18 protein-coding genes and 1 pseudogene are annotated in these 22,242 nt (G+C 67.8%); 10 read left to right on the top strand and 9 right to left on the bottom strand.

The window, feature by feature from the left end:
* Nucleotides 1-4 precede the first annotated feature (4 nt).
* Nucleotides 5-1,234, bottom strand: a pseudogene (locus tag ACFRAQ_RS03610) (mannosyltransferase); the annotation flags it as partial.
* Between the two features lie 247 nt (nucleotides 1,235-1,481).
* Here ACFRAQ_RS03610 and ACFRAQ_RS03605 point away from each other — a divergent pair.
* Both ACFRAQ_RS03605 and ACFRAQ_RS03600 read left to right on the top strand, forming a co-directional pair.
* The gene (locus ACFRAQ_RS03605) at nucleotides 1,482-2,264 is read left to right on the top strand and encodes a hypothetical protein (protein ID WP_379093648.1); all 783 of its coding nucleotides are present in this window, start codon (nucleotides 1,482-1,484) and stop codon (nucleotides 2,262-2,264) included.
* Nucleotides 2,265-2,371: 107 nt separating this feature from the next.
* Nucleotides 2,372-2,737 (top strand): hypothetical protein, encoded by a 366-nt coding sequence (locus tag ACFRAQ_RS03600; protein WP_357283263.1) that lies wholly within the window; start codon nucleotides 2,372-2,374, stop codon nucleotides 2,735-2,737.
* A gap of 134 nt (nucleotides 2,738-2,871) precedes the next feature.
* Here ACFRAQ_RS03600 and ACFRAQ_RS03595 read toward each other — a convergent pair whose 3' ends face one another.
* From ACFRAQ_RS03595 to ACFRAQ_RS03580, 4 genes are all read right to left on the bottom strand, one after another.
* Nucleotides 2,872-3,597 carry a DUF1906 domain-containing protein gene (locus ACFRAQ_RS03595; protein WP_379093645.1) on the bottom strand — a complete coding sequence of 242 codons (726 nt, stop codon included), beginning with the start codon at nucleotides 3,595-3,597 and terminating at the stop codon, nucleotides 2,872-2,874.
* A gap of 285 nt (nucleotides 3,598-3,882) precedes the next feature.
* Nucleotides 3,883-5,115: a hypothetical protein gene (locus tag ACFRAQ_RS03590; protein ID WP_379093642.1), complete on the bottom strand. Its 1,233-nt coding sequence runs from the start codon at nucleotides 5,113-5,115 to the stop codon at nucleotides 3,883-3,885.
* A gap of 155 nt (nucleotides 5,116-5,270) precedes the next feature.
* Nucleotides 5,271-5,915 carry a CHAP domain-containing protein gene (locus tag ACFRAQ_RS03585; protein ID WP_379093639.1) on the bottom strand — a complete coding sequence of 215 codons (645 nt, stop codon included), beginning with the start codon at nucleotides 5,913-5,915 and terminating at the stop codon, nucleotides 5,271-5,273.
* 38 nt (nucleotides 5,916-5,953) lie between these two features.
* Nucleotides 5,954-10,129, bottom strand: a complete 4,176-nt coding sequence (locus tag ACFRAQ_RS03580) for a BTAD domain-containing putative transcriptional regulator (protein WP_379093636.1) — start codon at nucleotides 10,127-10,129, stop codon at nucleotides 5,954-5,956.
* A gap of 149 nt (nucleotides 10,130-10,278) precedes the next feature.
* Here ACFRAQ_RS03580 and ACFRAQ_RS03575 point away from each other — a divergent pair, with 149 nt between their 5' ends.
* Nucleotides 10,279-10,755: a hypothetical protein gene (locus tag ACFRAQ_RS03575; RefSeq protein WP_357283257.1), complete on the top strand. Its 477-nt coding sequence runs from the start codon at nucleotides 10,279-10,281 to the stop codon at nucleotides 10,753-10,755.
* On the opposite strand, the gene ACFRAQ_RS03570 is transcribed toward ACFRAQ_RS03575, so the two are convergent.
* The 3 genes from ACFRAQ_RS03570 to ACFRAQ_RS03560 form a co-directional block, all read right to left on the bottom strand.
* Nucleotides 10,752-11,297: a hypothetical protein gene (locus tag ACFRAQ_RS03570; RefSeq protein ID WP_379093633.1), complete on the bottom strand. Its 546-nt coding sequence runs from the start codon at nucleotides 11,295-11,297 to the stop codon at nucleotides 10,752-10,754. The genes ACFRAQ_RS03575 and ACFRAQ_RS03570 overlap by 4 nt on opposite strands.
* Before the next feature lie 192 nt (nucleotides 11,298-11,489).
* Nucleotides 11,490-12,173: a GNAT family N-acetyltransferase gene (locus ACFRAQ_RS03565; protein WP_379093630.1), complete on the bottom strand. Its 684-nt coding sequence runs from the start codon at nucleotides 12,171-12,173 to the stop codon at nucleotides 11,490-11,492.
* A gap of 305 nt (nucleotides 12,174-12,478) precedes the next feature.
* Nucleotides 12,479-12,991, bottom strand: coding sequence for a nucleoside deaminase (locus ACFRAQ_RS03560; protein ID WP_379093627.1), 513 nt, complete (start codon nucleotides 12,989-12,991; stop codon nucleotides 12,479-12,481).
* 406 nt (nucleotides 12,992-13,397) lie between these two features.
* Between ACFRAQ_RS03560 and ACFRAQ_RS03555 the strand changes: the two genes are divergently transcribed.
* Nucleotides 13,398-13,664 carry a hypothetical protein gene (locus tag ACFRAQ_RS03555; RefSeq protein WP_379093624.1) on the top strand — a complete coding sequence of 89 codons (267 nt, stop codon included), beginning with the start codon at nucleotides 13,398-13,400 and terminating at the stop codon, nucleotides 13,662-13,664.
* Nucleotides 13,665-13,733: 69 nt separating this feature from the next.
* On the opposite strand, the gene ACFRAQ_RS03550 is transcribed toward ACFRAQ_RS03555, so the two are convergent.
* A complete protein-coding gene (locus ACFRAQ_RS03550; RefSeq protein WP_379093621.1) occupies nucleotides 13,734-14,495 on the bottom strand; it encodes a dienelactone hydrolase family protein in 762 nt (253 codons plus the stop codon).
* A 198-nt stretch (nucleotides 14,496-14,693) separates the two neighbouring features.
* Here ACFRAQ_RS03550 and ACFRAQ_RS03545 point away from each other — a divergent pair, with 198 nt between their 5' ends.
* The 6 genes from ACFRAQ_RS03545 (at nucleotide 14,694) to ACFRAQ_RS03520 (ending at nucleotide 22,170) form a co-directional block, all read left to right on the top strand.
* On the top strand, nucleotides 14,694-15,101 hold the full coding sequence (locus ACFRAQ_RS03545; protein WP_357283247.1) for an SgcJ/EcaC family oxidoreductase: 408 nt from the start codon (nucleotides 14,694-14,696) through the stop codon (nucleotides 15,099-15,101).
* 803 nt (nucleotides 15,102-15,904) lie between these two features.
* Entirely contained in the window at nucleotides 15,905-16,537 is a 633-nt protein-coding gene (locus ACFRAQ_RS03540) for a hypothetical protein (RefSeq protein WP_379093617.1), read from the top strand.
* 241 nt (nucleotides 16,538-16,778) lie between these two features.
* Nucleotides 16,779-20,051, top strand: coding sequence for a protein kinase (locus ACFRAQ_RS03535; RefSeq protein ID WP_379093614.1), 3,273 nt, complete (start codon nucleotides 16,779-16,781; stop codon nucleotides 20,049-20,051).
* A 158-nt stretch (nucleotides 20,052-20,209) separates the two neighbouring features.
* A complete protein-coding gene (locus tag ACFRAQ_RS03530; RefSeq protein WP_379093611.1) occupies nucleotides 20,210-21,046 on the top strand; it encodes a hypothetical protein in 837 nt (278 codons plus the stop codon).
* 244 nt (nucleotides 21,047-21,290) lie between these two features.
* Nucleotides 21,291-21,869, top strand: coding sequence for a TetR/AcrR family transcriptional regulator (locus ACFRAQ_RS03525; RefSeq protein WP_379093608.1), 579 nt, complete (start codon nucleotides 21,291-21,293; stop codon nucleotides 21,867-21,869).
* 22 nt (nucleotides 21,870-21,891) lie between these two features.
* Complete coding sequence (locus tag ACFRAQ_RS03520; protein WP_379093605.1) at nucleotides 21,892-22,170, top strand: YciI family protein; 279 nt, start codon at nucleotides 21,892-21,894, stop codon at nucleotides 22,168-22,170.
* Nucleotides 22,171-22,242 lie beyond the last annotated feature (72 nt).

Below are 22,242 nucleotides of genomic sequence, written 5' to 3'. Positions count from 1 at the left end.
AATTTCACACCGCGACTTTCACTTCAGCGTCGGCCTGGCTACGACTCGCGAGGCGACCCGCCCAGATGATCCAGGCGAACAGCGCCAGCACGCCGAACACGTCCACCGCGCCCAGCCAGGACAGGATGCCCGGCCGCGAAATGGTCCAGATCGAATCCTGGAAGAACCCGAGCACCCACGGCACGCCGATCAAGGTCACCACGAGCCAGTACCCCGCGAGCACCCGCGCCCCGGGGGCATCGCGCAGCGGACCGTAGACCAGCCACAGGATCACCGGCACCAGCCAGATCCAGTGATGCGACCACGAGATCGGCGACACCATCAGCCCGAACAGCTGCACGATGATCAGCGTGCCGAGCCGGTCGTCGGAACGCAGTGCGCGCCAGGCGAAGAACCCGAGTACCGCGGTCACCAGCACCGCGGCGATCCACACCGGGCCCGACACCACGTCGTGGCCGAGCAGGCGGCTGAGCGCGCCGCGCAGCGACTGATTGGTCGACGAACCCACCGGGCCGATCCGCTTGGCGTCGCCGAGCAGCTCCCGGAAGTACTTGTTGGTCTCCCCCGGCGTCAGCAGGTAGGTCAGGCCGATGGTGCCGAAGAAGACCACCGCCGACCACAGCGCGGTGAACCAGCGCTTGCGGGCCGCGAAGTACAGCCCGGTGACCGCCGGGGTCAGCTTGATGCCCGCCGCCACGCCGACCAGCGTGCCCGACACCCACCACCGCGAGCTGCGCACGGCGAGCATGGCCAGCAGCACCAGGAAGACATTGACCTGGCCGTAGTCGAAGGTCGTGCGCACCGGCTCGAGCCACATCCCGACCGCCGTCCACGCGACCGCGGCTGTGCGCCAACGCTGTTCGCGCATGGCCTCGGACCCCAGGAGCATCTCCAGCGCGAACCACACCACACCGAACAGCGCCGCCACCGTGGCCAGCAGCCACCCGATGGCGACCATGCCGAACGGCAGGAAGTGCAAGGGGTAGAACACCAGCGCCGCGAACGGCGGATAGGTGAAGGGCAGCGGGAAGTCCGGCGTCTTACTGGCGTCGGTGTACTCGTAGAGGTGGCCGCTGCCGAGATTCGCCGAGCCGTCGACGTAGACGTGGAGGTCCACGAAGTTCATGCCATTGGGCAATAGCAGGACCCACAGCAGACGGGCCAGCACCGAAATACCCAGTGCCGCGGCGGCCATATGGAAGTGTCGTTTCACGGCACGTCTTTCAGCTCGGGCGGTCTACGGCCGCGGCCAGCCTAGTCGTAGCCCGAAATGCGCCGCGCATCGGACGCGCTGCGTAACATTTGCATCACCAGCCCCATTGGTAACACACATTCTGGTCGGTCGTTCGATAGCGTCAGCTGATCAAGTTCGCCAAGATCACACGCTGGCTGTACAACACGGCAGCCCGGTCCCTAGAGTGGCGCGGAGCGATGGGGCTCCATCGCCGCTAGTTGTACCCGAGGTAAGGACGGCTACACCAGTGCTTCGCACCCGAGGAACGCGGTTCACAGTCTCCGCGCTGGCCCTGGCGGCCTGCGCCACCGTCGCCGTGCCGACTGCGGCAGAGGCGAAGCCCGCGCCCGCCCTGAGCGCGGTGTCGATTCCGATGATCCCCGAAGGGGTTCCGGTCGACGCCCTGGCCTCGCTGATCCCCGCCATCGTGGGAGCGGCCGCCGGGCCCGCCGATATCGCCGATGCCGGCCCGAAGAACACCATCCTCGCCCAGGCCAAGCAGCTGCTGGAGAACAGCAATCTGCCGCCGCAGGTGAAGACCACGCTGCTCGCGGTCATCAAGTTCCTCGACGGCAGTGGCGGCGGCGGCCCGGACATTCCGGAGGACGGCCCGGTCATCTCGCAGTTCCTGTGGCCGACCATCGGCAAGGGCTGCATCTCCTCGTCCGCCGACTCGGTGGGCACCGCGCTGGCCGTCGCCGGTCCCGCGCAGCTGCCCCCGCCGGGACCCGCGCAGGGCCAGGCCGGTTTCGTGTTCACCGCGCTGGGCACCAAGCGGCCCACCGACCCCCAGCCCGTCCCGATGACGGTGCAGTGGCTGAACCTGGACACCCGCGCCACCGGCACCATGAACCTGACCGACGACGCCAAGATCAACCCGGACGGCCCGGCCACCCTGTCGGCCATCGCCAACACCGGCGCCGGTCGCGTGGTCGCCGTCGTCTCGGGTTCGCTGACCACCCAGTCCGACCCGGAGGCGCAGCCGATCACCTGCTCCTTCCTGCCGACCATCGGCTTCTTCACGGTCTAGTCTCGGCGCACGCCGAGAATTCGCCCCCGTCCCTCCCGAGCGAAAGCCCGGGAGCGGCGGGGGCGAAATCGTTTGCAGGAGCGGATTCCTGTGGTAGACCGCTAACTATGGCCGCTGTTTCCAACCCTCTGCGGGGACTGCATTCGCGCCGATCGATCCTCTCGATTCGCTCGGAGGGATCGATCCTGTCGATCGGCTCGGCCTATTCGATCCTGTCCATCGGCAGCGTGGGCTCGGTGCTGTCGATCGGGTCGGTGGGCTCGTTCGGCTCTCTCATCTCCTCGGCGTCCTTCGGCAGCCTGGGATCCGCCTTCTCCGGCCTGTCCCGCTTCTCGCTGTTCTCCTGGAACGGCAACGGGCAGGCCTTCGCCAACGGCTCCGACGAGGAACACAACGATCCCCACCTGATGCTCCGGGTCGTCCCCGAAGAGCCCGATCTGGTGCGGGACCCCACCTGCCACTGCCAGACCTAGAGACCGTTGCCGACTTCGTCGACCAGCTGAAGTCGGGCCACTACGCGGACACCGGGTTCCCAGCCCACTCCCTGTTCATCTTCGTGTCCCGCTGCCACCGGCAGCGGGACACGAGAGCTGCGAGAGTCGGGTGGTCACCACCACTGGCCGTACTGCGGGGCCAGGACGGAGTTGACGTCCACGGAGATGCCGCCCACCTCGCGCTGGTCGATCTCGAACTGGTGCAGGGTGGCGGCGGGGTGGACGTAGCCCTTCGGGGTGCCCCAATTGTGCTGCCAGAAGAACGAACCCAGCCCGACGTCGCGAATGTTGTCGATGGTCGGCGAGTTGGCGTACACGCCGGTGCGCCCGCGCCCGATGACGGTTTCCCACCCGCGCAGGTAGGGCTCGATCATCGACTCGAACTCCTCGTCGCTGGGGTTGTCGTCGATGGACGCGTAGATCGGCGCGCTGTCCGGGCCGCCCGCGGCCTTGTGCAGCACCAATCCCCGTGCGGCGTGCTTCAAACCGGCCGGGTAGCCGCCGCGCCAGTCGGCGGTCGGGCCCTTGCCGAACTGGTAGCAGGACACCACCGACAGGCCCTCGGTGCGCAAGGCGTCGACCTCGCGGGCGAGCAGCGGTTTGCCTTCCATCCATTCCGCGCCGGGCCGCCGGTCGGAGACGTAGCGGATGACGCCCATATGGCCGTCGTCGCTGATGGATTGGGCCGTGGGGACGCCGCCCGCGTAATCGAGCAGGGTGCCGAGGGATTCCTTGGCGGCGGCGGTGGCGGGTGGGAGGGCCATTCCAGCGGTGACCCCGGCGGCCAGGGCCGTTGCCCCGGAGAGGAAATTCCGTCGGTTGACAGGGGCAGAACTCATCACGGCTCCTTCGCGCACTGGTCGAACATTCCGATCGAGTGCTGGAGGAGTCTGGCTCTGGACCTATTCGGTCCACCTGCGGCGTACCCGGCGCACCTTCCCCGATGACAACAAGATCATCCGTGCGCGGGAGCCCCTGAACGTGCCCTCATTTCACCATATTCACATTGGAATCGCCAGACTCATCGAGCACATCGGCACCATATGTCACATCGATGGAAAACCAGGCAACGACCGGCCGACAGCGAACAAATAGCTATGAATTTTCGTGGCCGCCGGCAGCCGTCAGACGCGGGTCTTGTTCAGCTGCGCGCCCACGTCGATGGTCCGGCGCGATACGTCCGCCACCTCGGTCCGCACAACCGTCGCCACCTGCGCGGCGATCTGCTTGCGCATACCCGCGAGCTTGCCCAGGGCGGCGGCCCGCCAGCCCTCGGCGGTCATCTCCAGATCGATGTCGCGAGCCCGGGGCGGGGCGGCGTCGATGACGATCAGCAACGGTTCGGCGGCGCGCGCGGTGAGGGCCACGGGCACGTTCACCTCGGCCCGGTAGCGGTTGGTCTTCAGCACGTCCACGCTGATGTCCAGGCTGACCGGAATGGTGAGGTCGAAGCGCACCAGCGCGGGATCGTGGACTTCGGCGGCAGCGGCTTCGGCGGCCTGCGCGGCCGCGGCGGATTCGGCGGCGGCCCTGGGCAATTCGGCGATCCGCGGCGCGGGCGGTGCCGCCGGGGCGGCCGGCGCGGCGGCGGCCACCTTGGGCAGTCGCACGCTGCCCTGCACCCAGACCTCGGCCTTGTTGCCGGGGCCGGTGCGCAGCGGCCCGACCTCGATGGGTTTTCCGGCCATCGACTCCACCACCTGCCGGACCCGGTCCGCGGTGACGATCAGGTCGAAGAATCGGTGCCCGAACTCGTCGTAGCCGATCCATGCATGGGTGGGGCGGCCCTTGTAGGGCGAGCGGGTGCCGTCCAGGATGGCCTGCACGTCGAAGGTGCGGCCGCGCTGGGAGTCCGGGTCGGCCAGGATCGTGTTGATCCGGTTGGCGACCTCGCGCTGCACCAGCTGCGCGATCGGGTTGAGCAGGACTTCCCAAGCGGTGCCGATGGCTTGCGCGCGCATGACGAAGCTCACGTCGCGGCCGGTGACCGGGGGGATGTCGATGACGATGAGCAGCGGGTCGGCGGTGCGCGCGTGCATGGTGAGGTCGATCTCCACGACCGCCTCCAGCCGCAGCCGCTGTCCGCCGAGGGTGACGTCGACCCGCAGGGTGACCGGGAGCATGACGTCGAAGTGCACGTGGGGGGCGCGCCGGATGATGGTGGGCTTGCCGATGCTGCCCTTGGCCACGAAGCGGGCCAGTCCGGCGGGCCCGATTCCGAAGGGCCCGATGGTGATTCCCCGCCCGGCCACGCTGGAGACCGCGGATTCGATCCGGGATTCCGTCACCGCCGCCGCCACGAAACGTTCGCCGAATTCGGCGTAATCGATCCAGGTCGGTGCGTCGGGCAACGTCATCCAGCTCTTTCGTCGGGCGGGGACCCCTGTCCTGCCGATGAGGGGGCAGCAGGACAGGGATCAATCGGCGACGCTGCCGGGCGCCGCCGAAACCATCGTAGGCGGAAGATGCGCTCGGTTGTACACCCCGCCCCGCGTGTTTCCAGAATGTGGAATCAGCGCGTTCCCAATCGCCCGAAACCGACCAGCCCCGTTGTGCCGGATGGGCGGAATTCATGGATGGCGACGCCACCGGATTCTCCGGCTTCATTGCCACCCACCGTGGTGATCGTATCCGAATCCACCGCGATCACAATATTCGTGTGCTGATGGAACACACTGGAATCGGAGTACAGGACGACGTCTCCGACACGCGGTAGATAACCCGCGTTCGCCTCCTCGAAACGGCGCTGACCCCGGTAGTACTCCTCCAGCGTGTAAACGCCGGGTATACGCCAGGATCCGGAATTCGGATTGTGCAGCGGTTGCCCGGCGGCACGCATCACCCAGCTCACGAAGTCGGCACACCACGGTTCGGCAATACCCTCGGAGTATTTATCGCGTCCGCCCTGTTCCTCGAATTGTTGCCGCAGCACATCCACCACGCGGTTCTGCGCGGCGGTCAACCCGGTGGAATCGATGGCTGGAAAATCGTGCACCAGGCCGCCGGCCAGGTCGCGCGGACCGGTGAACGGATTCGCCCCAGGGTGTCCGTGCTGCCACCAGCGCACCCCGGCCACTCCCCCGGCCACGAGGCCGCCGACCACCACCAGCGCCAGAACGCTTGCCAGCGTCCGGCGACCGAGCGCCCACGTCGTCATATCGCCCTCCCCCTTCGGCCGATGATCGGCCTCGAGGATTAGGACGTCTCACACCGCTGGGAAGTTCCCTCGGCCGCCCGCGCGGCCGATTCGGCGGCCGGGTCGAGGCGGCCGTGGCCGATCGCGCCCAGCCGCCCGGCCCGCATCAGGCCCAGGCCCGCGGGCGCGAGCTCGCCCAGCTGGGTGCGCAGCCGGGCCTGGAGTTCCGTCCCGGCGGACCGGTGTCCGGCGGCGCGCGTGTGATCGCCGAGGTAGGCGGCCAGTTCGGCGAGCACGAAGTCCATCGGCCCCATGGCCGAGGCTCCCGATTCCAGCCCGCAGACGGTGCCCGCGTACGGCAGCAGCTTCGCGTAGATGTCGCGCGCCTCGGCGGGTTCGTCGAGTGCGATGGCCAGGCGGGCCTTCACCGCGGTGAAGGTGGACCAGAACTGCGGGGCGAGGGGTGGCGCGGCCGCGAGGGTGCGGCGGGCCTCCTCGGGGCGGCCCGCGTCCACGAGCGCGAGCGCGTAGCCGTGGACGAACAGCTCGGGTTTGAGCGCGGTGCGTTCGCGCAGGTCGTTCAGGTACTCCGACATGTCGCCGCGCAGCCAGCCGATGGACACGGCGATGCCGACGTGCAGCGCGTTGGTGTCGCGGGTCGGTTCGGCCGCGCCCTCCAGCGAGTGCGCCACCAGGTCGTCGACGCCCGGGCCGCCCGCAGCGAGCAGGCGCAGCACCTCATCGGTGTTGCCGCGCAACAACTCCAGCACCATGCCGAAGGGCGCGATGGCGTCGAGCAGGTGCCGCAGCTGCCCGTCGGTGGCGTAGGCCCCCGCCTGGGCGGCGTGTTCGGCGGCGGCCACCAGGTCGGCGTCGGCGAGGGTGGCGCGGAACAGCAGATAGTGTGCGAGCGCGCGGAATTCGGTGAGCTCGGCCTCGGTGGAGATGCGCAGCAGGTGGGTGGCGTAGCGCCGCAGGTCGTGGGCACGCAGGAAGCCGGCCGCCGCGAAGGCCGCGAACGCCTGCGCGTTGAGCACCGTGCACAGCAGATCCGGATCGCCGAGCGGCTCGGCCAGCGCCATCGCGGTGGCCGCCAGCACGCAGGCGGCGGCCGGATCCTCGACCGCGCGATCGAAGACAGCGGTGACCTGCAACATGATTCGCGTCCGCACCGGCTGCACCGGATCGGCCGACGCGGCCCGCAACGGCCCCCGCAGCCCCGGATCCGGTGTGTGCCAGTCGTGCACCGACCAGATCAGCGGCGTCGGCCAGCAGGTGACCGCGTGCGCGAGAACCGCTGTCCCACCAACCGATTGGGCCAGATCCAGCGCCTGCGCCCGCGCCGCCCGCGCCGCGATGTGCTGCCCGTCGTAGGCCAGCGCCACCACCAGCTCGCATCGCGCCTCCAGCACCGCCAGCCGATCCCGCTGCGCCGCACCCTCCCCGGTGTGCCCCGCCAGATCGTGCAAGGCCAGCACCGACCGCCACCGCCGCACGGCATCGGCCCGCATCCGCCGCTCCACGCACCGCCGTGCCGCCGCCCGCACATAGGGCAGCGCCACCGTCGCGGTCTCACCGTCGGCCCCGAGCGCCGCGTGATGCGCCAGCTCGTCGATATCCCGGCCGCGAGGAACCCGAGGCTCCTCGATGTCGGAATAGGCTCCGGCGAACGGGAACTCGGCCGCGAACCCACCGATCGCCGACGTACTCAGAGCTGTCATGGCCGACGTGTACGCGGCATCCCGGGTGCCGCGCGCCGACGCCGCGCCCAGCCCTCCGGTCACCCCGCCCGCCGCGCCGGGGATGCCACTCGCCGTCCCGGGAACGCCGTTCGCCACGCCCGGGACACCACTCACCGCGCCGCGCACGCCGTCCGCCACGCCGGGACCGCCACCAACCCTGCCGGGCACGCCACTTGTCGCGCCGGACATTCCACTCGCCGGGCCAGACATTTCACTTGTCGCGCTCGGCATTCCGCTCGCGGTACCGGTCAATCCACTCGCGTTGGCACCGCTTCCGTGCGCGAAAGCGCCGGTGTCACCGGCGGCGTACTTGATTCCGGCTTGGAACAATCCCGCCATCCGTAGCGAAGCCGCCGAGAGCGCCGACGGATCGGGTTTCGGCGCGCGCGGACTTGGGACGTTGCCGGTTGCCGCGGCCACCTCGTCCGCGCCGCGCAGCGCCGACAACGCACGATCGATGCGAGATCCGTTGGGGTACTCCGGCATTCCGAGGAGGGCGGCGACCACTTCGTCGGCCCCGCGCAGTGCGGACAGCGCCCGGTCCGCCGCGAGGGGGAAGCCCGCACCGTCGGTCCGGGGACGGGCCGACGAACTTCCGGCATCGGGTTCATGTCCCGAGCCGAACGGGTCGCGGGTCTCGGCTCCGGGGTCGTGGCGCAGGTATTCGAAAGCGGCCCAGTGCATTCGGGTGCGGCGCAGCGCGGGCAGGTCGTAGTAGACGGTTTCGCGGACGAGCGCGTGGTCGAAGGTGACGCGCCCGGCCCGGTCGGTGCGCAGCAGCCGCGCGGTTTCGCCGGTGGCGACGAGGTCGATGACGGTGTCGTGGGACTGCCGGGTGGAGCCCGCGAGCGTGGCGATATCGCTGTCGCCCCAGACCGACAGGTGGCGCAGCAGGTCCACCACGCCCGGCGGCAGCTGGGCGATCCGGCGCCCGAGCAGGTCGCGCACGCTGTCCGGCAGTGCGTCGGTGATGCCCTGGGTGGCAACGAGTTTGGCGAGTTCGCGCACGAACAGCGGGTTGCCGCCGGTGCGGCGGCGCAGCAGTTCGACGGTGCGGTCGTCGAGGGCGGCGAGTCCGGCGGCGGACGCGGCGCGGCGGGTCCCGGCCATGTCGAGTCCGTCGAGTTCGATGCGGTCGGCGGTGAACAGGGCCAGGGCGGCGGCGGTGTCGCGGACGCCCGGTCCGGCCTCGGTGCCGCGCAGGGTGGCGATGATGAGGATCGGGCTGTCGCGCAGCCAGTTCACCACCTGCCGCAGGACCTGCAGGGTGGCGGTGTCCGCGCCGTGCACGTCCTCGAGCACGATGGCGACGGGTGTCCCGGCGGACCGTTCCCGGCAGGACCGGACCACACGGCGGGCCAGGGTGAAAGCGTCGGCGGCGGTGAAGGTTTCGGGGTCGGCGGCGTCGAGTCCGGTGAGCACTTCGGCCCAGGACCAGGCGGGCGGCGCGGAGTCGACCTCGGGGCAGCGGCCGAAGACGGTGGTCCAGCCGCGTTCGCTCAGGTGCGTGGTGATGGCGGTGGCGAGGGTGGTCTTCCCGGCCCCGGCCTCGCCGGACAGCCAGACCAGCCGCACGTGGCCTTCGGCGGCGGCTTCGGCGGCGGCCAGCACCGCGTCGCGCTGGGCGGCATATCCGCTGTCCGGCAAAGGTTCCGGGGCGGGCAGGGGTTCGGGTTCGGCGGGCCGGACCACCACGGCGGGCGGCGCGGTCTCGGCGTCCACCGAGTGGGTGAGGATGGCGGTTTCCAGGTCACGCAGCGCGGGTCCGGGGTCGACGCCGAATTCGAGGGTGAGGAATTCGCGGCTGCGGCGCACCGTGGCGAGCGCGTCCAGCGACTGTCCCAGTCGGTATTGGGCGAGGGCGAGCAGCCGGGCGGTCTCCTCGCGGCCGGGGTGCTCCTCGAGGATAGGCCGCAGCGCCAGCACCACTTCGGCGGGCCGGTTCATCTCGAGCGCCGCCTGGGCGCGCAGTTCGGCCGCGGTCATCTTGAGCGCCTGCAGCCGCGCGGTCTCCTGGGTCGCCCAGGTCATGCCGGGGAAGGATTCGAAGGCCCCGCCGTGCCAGCAGGCGAGCGCGGAGTCGAGCACCCGCACCTGTTCGAGGGGTTCGGGTCGTCCGGCGGGATCGCGCATGGCGGCCTCGTGCCCGTGCAGCAGTTGTTCGAAGAGCCAGGAGTCGACCTGGTTGGGTTCGAGGTTGAGCGCGTAGCCGTGGGATTCGGAGACGATGACGCGCGAGTGGGCGCGGCGGGGCCGGTCGGGTTCGAAGACGCGACGCAGGTTGTGGATGTACACCTGGAGCGCGGCAACGGCTTTGGCGGGCGGGTCGCCGTGCCAGAGGTCGTCGATGAGCCGTTCGGTGGGCACCACGCGGCCGCCGGCGGCGACCAGCCGGCCCAGTACCGCGCACTGCATGGGCGCGCCCGGGGGCACACGCTGGCCATCGATGCTGATGTGCAGCGGGCCCAGCACCCCGATCCGTATCAGCGCCATAGCCGGTGTCCGACCCCCGTACCCACTTCGAATAAAACCAAACAGGATCCTCTCAATATGGCAGAAATTCTGCGGCAGTACCCAGTCTTGTGATCCGGCTTAACTCGATACGAAGTCATTCCGAAGAGCTATCCCGCACACTGCCTAGGGTGTTCGACCCCTCTCCGCCGCCCGACGCCGATCTCGCGGTGCTACACAGCCTCCCGCATCCGGCCTGCCTGCACGACGGCGGCTACGACGTGGTCGCAGCCAACGACGCCTTCAAGAAATTGTTCCCTGGCACGGGCCCGGGCGCGAATCTGATGACCGCGATCCTGCTCGAACCCATGGCCCGCTATCGGCTGGGCGACTGGGAAGCCGAGGCGCAGGTGATGGTGTCGGCGTTCCGGGCCGCCGCCCCCGAGCTGCGGCCGGATCGGGTGGAGGAGATCGTCAATCTGGCCCGCCGCTCCCCCGACTGGGATCGCCTGTGGGACAGCGGGGTCGTCCCGGCCGCGCCCTACGAGCGCACAGTGCTGATGAACGATCCGCTGACCCGCAAGGAGCGGCGGATGTACGTGCAGACCTTCGAGTTCCGGTCGCCGCAGCGGCCATGGTGGCTGCTGACCGTGGTCCCGTTCGACTAGGCCTCCGCGGCCGGGATCTCGAACCAGCCGTCCTCGGGTTCGGCGTATCCGTGGTACATGAGCGGGATGCGCCGGTCGACGCCGAAATGCCGGTAGACGGCGAGCATGGCGGACCGGACGGCGTAGTTGTGGAAGTCGTCGATGCGGCGCGGGCCGAGCCAGTGTTCGGGGAGCAGTTCGAGCCGGGCCAGCTCGTCGGGATCGTCCGCGTCCAGCCCGATGGGGGGCTCCGGATCGGCGATGAAGTGATCGTGCAGGACCACGTGCATCCGGTGCGGGTCGTGCTGTCCGGCGGTGAAGGCCAGGAATCGGGTTCGGATGCTGGGTACGCCGTGCGCGTGCAACCACTCGACGAGGTGGGGGTTGGGGCTCGGGATCGGGTCGGGCGACCAGCGGGGTCCGGCGGCGAGCGGCGTCTGCTCGACCAGGTGCAGGACTCCGGCTCCGGGCACGCGGGGTTCGGGGACGAGGAACAGGCTCAGGACCGGGGATCCGGACACGCTGTCGGAGAGGCAGACTTTCGTGCGCATGGGGTCGGGCATGCGCCGCTCCTTCGGGAGAACGGTTGCTGGCATGGTCATCCGAGGTGGTGCCGGCTCGTCGAGTGACCAGACTCGGACAGATCCCTCCTCGACGCCCGACCGGTGCAACACCCGGAATTATAGTCGCCGGCCATCGATCGGACCGACCGGTCTTTCGGCCGGTCCGATCGGGTTCGCGGGCGCTTCTCCGGCCTACGCGCCGACCAGACGACTGCGCGTCCCCGGCGCGGGCAGCGCCGCCAGTTCGCCCTCGATGATGGCCCGGACATGGGGCCACTCGTCCTCCAGGATCGAATAGAACGCGGTGCTGCGCACCTCGCCGTCCAGCCCGCGCGAATGCGCCCGCCGGACCCCGTCGCTGGTGGCTCCGAGCCGTTCGATCGCCATGCGGGAGCGCAGGTTCCGGACGTCGGCGCGCATGGCGATGCGCCGCACCCGCCACACCTCGAAGGCGTGTTGGAGTAACAGCAGTTTGGACTCCAGGTTGATGCCCGCGCCACGGGCCTCCCGGGACAGCCAGGTGTTCCCGATCTCGGCGGCGTCCGGCACCGCCAGCAGCGGATCGTCACTGGGCGCGCCGTGGACCAGCGGCCACACCACCGGACCCTGCCAATAGTCGAAGCGGGTGAACCGGGTCGAGCCCAGTATCCGGCCGCCGGCCATGGCCACGATGGCGAAGGCCACCGAGGTGCCCGAGGCATGCCCGGCCAGTGCCTGGGCGATGTATTCCAGCGCCTCGTCCACACCGTGCGGGACAGGAGTGAACGCATAGTCGTCGCGATTCCCCGCCGCGGCCTCCGCGAGACCCGACGCATGCTGCGGCGCAAGGGGTTCCAGCCGTACCAGACGGCCGGTCAGAGTAACGGGTACGGGCACGTTCCCTCGATCTTTCGGAGACGGTCGGGGGTCGCGTCAGGCATTGGCCGCCCCGGCCACCCACTCCGGAATCGACGAACCAGCCCTGGCGCGCCAGTAGCAGCATCGGATAGTGGGATGAACGATAGCGGAACACCAGCGCACCGCGCCGCAGGCGGCATGTAAATTTCGAGCGCTTTTCCGCGCGTCGCGCCGCTATTTTCACAGGTGTCATTCAGCCGATTCCGAGCCGACCGTCCGCTACCATCCGGCGACCCCGTCGCGACCTCCGGAAACGTCGAATACCTATGCGCTGGAAGGTATTACTACGCCGTCGTTCCGCGCCAGAACCCGCCATGGACGGCCCATGCCTCCGCGAGCTCGACCGGCCCCACCACGGCGATCCTCCGCTGCCCCGCCGCGAATACCGCCCGGCACGTCAGCGCCATCGTCGGGTTCTCCCGATTCGCCCCGGTCAGCCCCAGCAGCTGGTCTTCCCCGAGTGCATAAACCACCCGCCCGATATTCGCCCAATAGATCGCCCCGGCACACATGACACAGGGCTCACAACTGGTGTAAACCGTACAGCCACGCAGAAACTCGGCATCGTAAGCCGCAGTGGCCGCCCGCACCAGATTCGTCTCCGCGTGCCCGGTCGCGTCCCGTCCGGTCACCACCGTGTTCTCGGCCTCCAGCAACACCGTCCCATCGGGCCCGGTGAGCAACGCCCCGAATGGGTGATTACCCCGTTCCCGCGCCCTCCCCGCAATGGCGATAGCGGCCGCGAGAAGACGGGTATCCAGGTCGGTCGGGAAGCTCTCCTGCGAACCGGGGTTCATCGCACCATCATCACCCACCGGGTCGGCGCGCGGCGCTCCGGCCGCGAGGTCCGAGGCCCCCGGATGGGGGCTCGGAAGTAGTCCTCGCTCGCGAACTCATCGAACGATTCGAGCGAATGGGATCGATCTCGGGAATGGCTGCGCCGCCTCGGCTCGTCTCGACGATGGCGATCTGCATGTTCACGAGTGACGCGGCAGCTCCGGCGGCCGCCGATCCTGTTGCACTGGTGCAGGATTCGTTCGAATCCGCTCCAGCGGAGCTGGCCGGGCGCGCGAACGGCGCGCCCTGCGGACCCGGGAGATCGCCGCGAGCGCCGCCGCTGACCTGGGCTCGTCAAAGCACAGTGCTGCAACATCCATGCACATCGGGCGAACTTTGGGCTAGCTTCCGAAGGGTGCGGTCGCTGTGGGCACTCGATACCAGGAGGCATCCCATGAGATCCAAGCGCGCGGCATTGGGGCTGGCCACGGCCATTCTCGCGGTGCGTTCGGCGCGGGCGTCGCCGCCGCCGATCCAGACGATCCCGGCACCGCGGGCACGGGCCCCGACTCAGAGCTCTGCCCGTACCCCGATGTGAACAATCCGTATTGCACGTCCTTCCCCGACGATCACAACAACGAGGGCGATATGGGCAACGGTCACGACGAAGGCGGCGTGGGCGGCCACCGCTGAACCGGACCGTCAGCAGCCGAGCCCCAGTCCGGACACCGGGTGGGGGCTCAGCTGATCGGGTTTCCTCCGCTACCGGATCAGAGTGCGGTCGAACAGGGCCAGCAGTTCGCGGTAGTGCCGTTCGGAGGCTTCGGAGTCGTAGGCCGCGGTGTCGGCCTGGGTGTAGCCGTGCTGGGCGCCCTCGTAGACCTCGGTGCGGTGGCGGACGCCGGCGGCGTCCAGCGCCTTGTCGAACTGGGCGATGTGCTCCGGGGTCATGTGGTGATCGTCGCCCGCGTGGGCGAAATACAGTTCCGCGGTGATGTTTCCGACCGTCAGGTGCGGGCTGTCCGGGGTGTCGGTGACGAGTGGGCCACCGTGGAATCCGGCCACCGCCGCGATCCTGTCCGGGAACATGGCGGCGGACACGACCGCCAGCCGCGCACCCATGCAGTAGCCGGTGACGCCGATCTTCCCCTCGGTGACCTGCGGCGACACCGCCAGCCACGCGAGGTAGGCGCCGACGTCCGAACGCAGGACGTCCGGTGTCAGCTCGCGGATCATGGGGAAGAGCTGCTGGAAGATCTCGGGCCGCTGTACCGGGTCGATGAGGTCCGGCAGCTCGATCACCGGTGCCCGCCCGTGCCGGTAGTAGGCGTTGGGCAGCAGGACGGTGTAGCCGTGGGCGGCGATCCGATCGGCTAGCGCCCGCAGGCTGGGCCGCAGTCCGAAGCCGTCCTGAATCACCAGCACTCCCGGATGGGCGGCGCCATCGTCCGGGCAGGTGAGATACGCGTCGGCGACACCATCGGGTGTGTGCACGTCGACCGACATACCGCGCGTGTGAGTCATCGTCGAATCCTCTTGTCGTAGTTGATGTGCTGTGATCAACACGACGAGGGCGGAGCCCGTGCGGCGCTCAGCGGAGCACCGGGTAACCAATCCGTGTGCGGCGCAAGCCAGTCCCGGTAGTCATCGCCTCACACTGTAACCGAAGCCACCGATCTCGGTCATTGACCTCGAGTGGGGTTGGGGTTCGAAGATTGTGACATGACAACCACGGAACTCGATCGGACCGAAGACATCACCGCCATCCACGCCGTCGTGGCCGCGGTGGCCGAGGCGCAGCGCGCAGAGGACGCCGACGCCTTCCTCGCCCTGTTCCACCCCGATGCCATCTGGACCACCGGCGGCGGCAAATTCCTCAACGGCCTCACCGAGATCTCCGAGTTCACCCGCGCCGTACTCCCCGGCGCCACCAAGGACGGCTACGCCACCTACGAGCCGTTCTTCATCCGCTTCATCCGGCCGGACGTGGCCGCGGTGAAGGTCCGCCAGCAGTACTTCAACCACGCCGATGAACTCCAGGCCCAGGGCTCGCCGCTGTACGGCATGACCAAGGAAGACGGCCGCTGGCTGCTCACCTTCTGCCAGAACACCCCGGTCGCCGACCACTGACCGACCCCGCGGCCACGGAGAGCCACAGGACTGAGCCCCGCCCGGATCATCGGGTGGGGCTCAATCAGTCTGTGCACGTGGCAATTTCGTCCGCGCGGCCCTCTCGCTCGCCTCGCCGACTCATCGGCGTCGTACTGCTCGGCGGCATGAATGTTAGAGAGCTCGGGAAAGAAACTGAAACAACATTTACCGGACTATCCATCAAATATTATTGTCAAACAACCTGTCGCCTGAGCAGTGGGTTTACTCGCAAAGAACAACAATCGACGGTTGTGAGTGGACCCGAAAATGTGATTTCTCTTGAAATCCAGTCCTGACTAACGTCTCCGGCGTGAGCACAGCTCGCTCACAAAGAACACCTGATAGAAGGAGACGAGAAATGGGTTCCCTGGGCAACTTTGGACTGGACGCCATCCTCGCGGAGCTGAAGAAGCTGATGAGCAGCGGCTCGGCCGGTACGCAAAAGCCGAACTGACCGCGGCCCTGGGTGGTTCCGGTCCGGTACTCCCCCGGGCCGGAACCACCCGATGAGCTGTTGACAAACGTCACAGCAACTATAATTAAGTAATTGCGCCTTTCGTGGGGTCGGAGCATTTCCGATATGAGCGGGAAACCCGATATACATGCGCCTTCGAGTCAAATAGTCCATTGTTATCGGGTTGTCGGCCATGGTGGTAGCCGCAGTAAGACGGTAGGGCAACCGATCAACTCGATTCTCGCGACAAACCCCGGCCTGAAAGTCCGCACCAATTAGCGATCAGCGAGATCCCGCAGCCATGCATTCAACGACAAAGGACATCACCATGACGTACGCAACCGCCCGTATCGCTGTCGGTGCGGCCGCCACCATCGCCCTCGGCGCGGGGACGCTGCTGGGTTCCGCCACGGCCGGCGCGGCCCCTTCGACGATCACCTGGGACGACGGCACGAGCCACTACACCCGGACGGTGAGCAACACGACGCCGGCGGTCGGCGAGACGATCACCGTCAGCACCAAGTTCGAGCAGAAGGGCTCCACCGACGAGACGATCGACTATGTCGCGGACTACCGCCCGTCGTGCCTGACCTATGTCGCGAAATCGGCGAAGATGACCGACAACAGCGGTGACCACGCGGTCGAGAACAACCTCATGGTCGACGACGAGGTCATCTCGGCTGATTTCACCGCCACCAGTTTCAAGATGGTCGTGAAGCACGGTGGCGCCCAATCGCCCACGTTCAGCGCCCAGTACAAGGTCGGCGCCGACTGCTCGAAGCAGACCGGTGCGCTCGAGACCGGCTTCAACTACCTGTCGAGCCTCGGCTACCACACCTTCGACACCAAGGGGCCCTCGATCACCATTTCCAAGACCCCGGGCACGGGCAACACCGGCAGCGCGGACGGCGTTCTCGCGGGCCTCAGCTCGCTGCTCGGCGGCTTCGGGTCCAGCAAGTAGCGCAGGACTCGCCTCCGAACCGGCCACGGCAGACGGCCGGGCACGATCGAGCCCCGCCCGGATCCACAGGGCGGGGCTCGATCACTCTGCGCGCGAAGCGGTTCGACAGCCGACCACGTGTTTTCCGGTAATGCTTTCGCCGGGCGTCGCGTCTGCTTCACCCGAGCTGCCCGACGAGCGGCGTGGCCGGAGGCGACGGGCGGCGATATTCTGACTGACGTGCCGCGGTTGCGAGCGACGGATGGTTGACGGCGACCCATTCGAGACGCAGCGTGATGTCCGTGTCGATGTCATCACGGACTTGAACGCGGCCGGATTCGGAGACGCCGAGGAGATCGGCCGGGGCGGTTTCGGCGCGGTGTACCGGTGCAGTCAGATCGCCGCCAGCCGCACGGTGGCGGTCAAAGTTCTCACCGGCGAACTTCCGGAGAATCGCGAACGCTTTCTGCGCGAGCAGCACGCGATGGGTCGGCTGACCGGCCATCCCAATATCGTCGACATGCTCGAGATCGGGGAGACCGGAACCGGACGCCCGTATCTGGTGATGCCCTACCATTCCCGGGGCTCCCTCGACGCACGCATCCGACGCGACGGTCCGTTGCCGCTGGCCGAGGTCCTCCACCTCGGGGTGAAGACAGCGGGGGCTTTGGAGACGGCCCATCGGCTGGGTGTTCTGCATCGTGATGTCAAACCGGCCAACATCCTGCTGACCGATTACGGCGAGCCGGCGCTGACGGACTTCGGGATCGCCCACTTCGCAGGCGGATACGAGACGGCGTCCGGCGCGATCACCGGCTCGCCCGCGTTCACCGCACCCGAAGTTCTCGAAGGCCGGGCACAGACTCAGGCTTCGGATGTGTACGGACTGGGCGCCACGCTGTTCTCGGCCCTCACGGGGCACGCCGCGTTCGAGCGCCGCAGTGGCGAACAAATGGTGGCTCAATTCGTGCGGATCACCACTCAGCCGATCCCGGACTTGCGCGAATCGGGCATCCCCGCCGATATGTGCGCGGTCATCGAGGCGGCGATGGCTCGTGACCCGCTCGACCGGCCCACCGCGGCGGAGTTGGGCGAGCAGCTGCGCCGGCTGCAAAACGACCACGGTCTCCCGGTCGACAGGATGGCGCTGCCCGCCGAGCCGCAACCCGCCGCGACGTCGGCCGAGGCGAAGCCGCACGCGGTCACGCATTTCCGCGGCGACGGCTTGCGGGCGGGGACGGGGAATCTCCCGTTGGAGATGACCAGCTTCGTGGATCGGAGGACCCCGCAGTCCGATGTCAGGAACCTGTTGTCCGGCTCGCGTCTGGTGACGCTGACCGGGATCGGGGGCGTAGGCAAGTCACGGCTCGCCTTGCGCGTCGCTCACACCCTGCGGCGGAAATTCGAGAACGGGGTCTGGCTGATCGAACTGGGCGACCTGCGTGCCAACGAATCGTTGCCGAACGTCGTTGCCGCCATCTTCGGTGTGTCCGACCACGGCGGTGGATCGACACTCGACACGCTGATCGAGCTACTGGCACCCCATGATCTGCTCCTGGTGTTGGACAACTGCGAGCACATGGTCGAGCCGGTCGCACAGCTGGCCGAAGCACTCATCCGAACCTGCCCGGGCGTGCGGATCCTGGCCACCAGCCGTGAAGCCCTGGATATCGAGGGCGAGGCGGTATATCGGCTGCCGCCGCTGGAGATACCCGAGTTGGCCGCCGATCCGGCGGTCCGGACCGTGCCAGGCGACACCGCGGTGACACTCTTCGCGGAACGAGCGGCCGCGGCGGTGCCGAGGTTCGAACTGAGCGATGACAACAGGGCCTACACCGCCAAGATCTGTGCCCGGCTGGACGGCCTGCCGCTGGCCATAGAACTGGCCGCGGCACGCCTGCGGACGATGTCCATCGAACAGCTCCTGGCCCGGCTGGACGACCGCTACGCCTTCCTGACTCGGGGCAGCCGCAGCGCACCCAGACGGCAACAGACCATGCAGTACTGCATGGACTGGAGCCATGACCTGTGCACACCGGACGAACAGCGGCTGTGGAGCCGGCTGTCGGTGTTCACCGGCGGGTTCGAGCTCGACGCGGTGCTGCAGGTGTGTTCGGCAGGCATGACCGAGCCGGATTTGCTGGATACGTTGTCGGGTCTGGTGGACAAATCGATCCTCGTCCGCAAGGAAGTGGCCGGTTCGGTGCGGTTCCAGATGCTCGAAACAGTCCGCGAATTCGGTCAGCAGAAGGCCGAGGAGTCCGGAGAATATCCGCTCCTGCGCCGACAGCATCTGGAATGGTGCGAGCAACTGGTGCACGCGGCCGATGTCGACTGGATCGGGCCGCACCAGTTGGACTGGGTCGAACGGCTCGAGCGCGAGCTACCGAACATTTCGAAAGCGTTGGAGTTCAGCCTGATCGACGCCGAGGAGGGCGGACTGCGGATCGCCGCTCCGTTGTACATGTTCTGGATGTTGCGGGGCCGGATCGGCGAGGGTCGCCGGTGGTATGAGCGGATTCTCGCCCGCCTTCCCGGTGGCCGGCCGACGGACCGGGCCAAGGCGCTCCACGCCGCCACCTTGATGGCTGGGCTTCAGGGTGACCTGACAGCCGCCGCCGGCCATGTCACGGAGCTGGCCGGCCTGGCCGAGCAGACGACCGACCCGATAGTCCCGGCGGTGCTCGCACACATCCAGGCGAATTACGCTCTCACCAGTAGCGTGGGTGATCTGTCCGGCCCGATCGCCGATCTGGAACACGCGCTGCGCACCTACGAGCTCTGCGGTGAAAGCACCATGCAGTTGGATGTACGGGTCTCGCTGGGATGGGCCTATGCGCTGCAAGGCGATACCGCCCGAGCCCTCGACTGTCTGGACAAGGCGCTCGATCTGACCGAATCCGCCGGCGAAACGATCTATCGATCGTGGGCACTGTGGTCGATGGGATTCGCCGCATGGCGCGCCGGTGACCCCGACCGTGCCACGAGCTCGCTCGCGAAGGGAATTCGATTGGCCCGCAAGGCCTCCGATCCGCTCGTCGCCACCGGCTGTCTCGCGACGCTGGCGTGGATCGCCGCCGAGCAGCACGATGCTCAGCGCGCGGCCGTCCTCCTGGGCGCGGCCGATGCGCTGGGACGCCTGGCCGGCAGCTCCACCGTCCTCGGCCGCCATGGCCCCTACCAGGACGAATGCGAGCAGCGCAGCCGCAGCATCCTCGGCGGGAGGGCCTTCGACGCGGCGCGGCGAGAAGGCGCCTCGATGAGTCTCGACGCCGCAGTCGCTTTCGCCCTCGGCGAGCGCCCTCCAGCCCCGTCGTCAGCCGATCATTCGCCCGAGCCCCTGAGCACCCGCGAACGCCAGGTCGCCGACCTCGTCGCCGAAGGACTGACCAGCAAGGCGATCGCCGATCGCCTCGTCCTCTCGCCGCGCACCGTGCAGGGCCATATCGAACATATCCTCACCAAACTGGGCTTCACCTCCCGCGCCCAGATCGCGGTATGGGCGGCGGCCCAAACCCATGACCCCGCCGAGTAATCGGGGCCGAGGGACATCCATCCGAGAAGTAGCTCCTGAAGGGCCCGACTTTCGTTCGGACGAGCACGGATCGATCCGATCCTGCTGTGCAGCATCGGATTTGGCCGACATCTGTTGAAGCGAGCCGAGATCGATCAGCAGAGAGGCAGAATTGGTGCATGGCTGATCTCACGCTGACCCCGGAGCGGCGGAGTGAGCTCGCGGCTCTACTCGGTGACGAGCAGCGATTGCGCTCCCAGTATCCGAAGGTCGCGGAGTACCTGGAGACGGCACCGATGCTGCCGGGCACGGGTGATCAGCAAGCCGACGCAGCGTTCGACCTGAAGTTTGTGCACTACATGACGGGCGGCGAGTCTTCGAGCGGAAACCCGTACTGGGACATCGTGGAGTCGGCAGTCTCGGAGCGAGATGGGCGATGGGTCGTGGATGGCGGCCAACCGTCCGGGAGCGCCCGGCTCGCGTTCGCGCAGACAATCCTCCAGGCCGCATACGCGTACGCCATACCCTCGCCCGAAACGATCGCGTGGGTCCGGGAGTTCTGTGCAGCCGGTCCGGTAGTGGAACTCGGTGCAGGACGCGGGTATTGGGCGGCGCAGCTGGAACATGCGGGGATGAAGGTAAACGCCTATGACTCGGAACCGCCGGATATCACCGACAACATCTCGTTCCCTGGCGCTGCCGGTCAACGCGACATCTGGCACAGTGTCGGCGATTTGGAGCAATACTTTGCCCGGACCGCGGGGAACGCCGATCACACGCTACTGATGTGCTGGCCGCCCGGATGGGGAAGCCCGATGGCCTCCCAAGCCCTTGCGAGGTTCGCTGCGCACGGAGGTCAGCGGCTGATCTTCATCGGCGAGCCGAAGGGCGGCAAGACTGGCGATGACGCCTTCTTCGATGCCCTCTCGGACGGTTGGGAGCTGAAATCTACTCCACTCCACTATGTTTCATGGTGGAACCTACCCGATGTCGCCCAGGGGTGGGTGCGCCGGTAGTCACTGTCACGACTCGTCGTCATCTGTGAGCGCCATGCGGAATACGACGGAGCTTGATCGCCCTTGCGGATAACTATGTCCGAAACACCGTTGTCGGCCGCCTGCAATCATGATCTTGACCCATTAGGTCGTGTGTACTAGCCTCATGTCTAGGACACACGTCCTAGACATGGCGTAACGCCAATCGAGGGAGGCCCACGGTGCACAGTTCACGATTGACAGAAACGGCGCGCAGGGTATTTCGTTGAGCGGCAAGACAACTCGCGAACAGATCGTCACCGCCGCAGACGAGCTGTTCTACCACCGGGGCTTCGAGCAGACCTCGTTCGCGTCCATCGCCGAGGTCGTCCATCTGTCGCGCGGCAACTTCTACCACCACTTCAAGGCCAAGGACGACCTGCTCGACGCGGTCATCGTGGCTCGCCTCGCCGGCACGCGCGCCATGCTCGAACGTTGGGAATCCGAGGCAGCCGACCCGGCCGGCCGCATCCGCACATTCATCGACATCCTGCTGGTCAATCGTGTCGACATCCAGACCTACGGCTGCCCGGTCGGCACTTTGACCAGCGAGCTGGCCAAACTCGACCACACCGCCCTCCATGCCGCCAGCGGGCTGTTCACCTTGTTCCGAGATTGGCTGAGCGAGCAGTTCACCCAGCTCGGCCATGGCGATGATGCCGACGACCTGGCCATGCACCTGCTGGCCGCGAGCCAGGGTGTGGCCACGCTGGCCAACGCCTTCCACGACGAGCGGTTCATCTGCCGCGAGGTCGAGCGACTCCACGACTGGCTCGACACCCACGTCGACAACTCACGAAAATAGAAGCGAGACAACCATGTTCGTAGTGCTGCTGAAGTTCTCCGCAAAGAAGGCCGATGCGCCGCAGCACCTGCCCGGCCACCAGCAGTGGATCCAACAGGGGTTCGACGACGAGGTGTTCCTCCTGGTCGGCAGCATCAAACCGGGTGTCGGAGGAGCGGTCCTGGCCCACAACACCTCCGCGGAAGATCTCCAGCGGCGAGTCGCGCAAGACCCGTTCGTCGCGGCCGACGTCGTGACCGCCGACATCGTCGAGATCGCGGCCGGGCAAGCCGACGATCGCCTGAAGTTCTTGCTCGACTGACCGCCGGTGTCGCGCCCACGCCACTCGCCGCGCTCACCGAACCGGCCACGCAGACGGCCCAGACACAGCTGA

It is taken from the genome of Nocardia sp. NPDC056611 (assembly GCF_042792755.1).
In the GTDB taxonomy this organism is placed as follows: Bacteria; Actinomycetota; Actinomycetes; order Mycobacteriales; family Mycobacteriaceae; genus Nocardia.
Note: the sequence above shows the minus strand (reverse complement) of the source record. Positions and strands in the feature narration are given on the sequence as shown.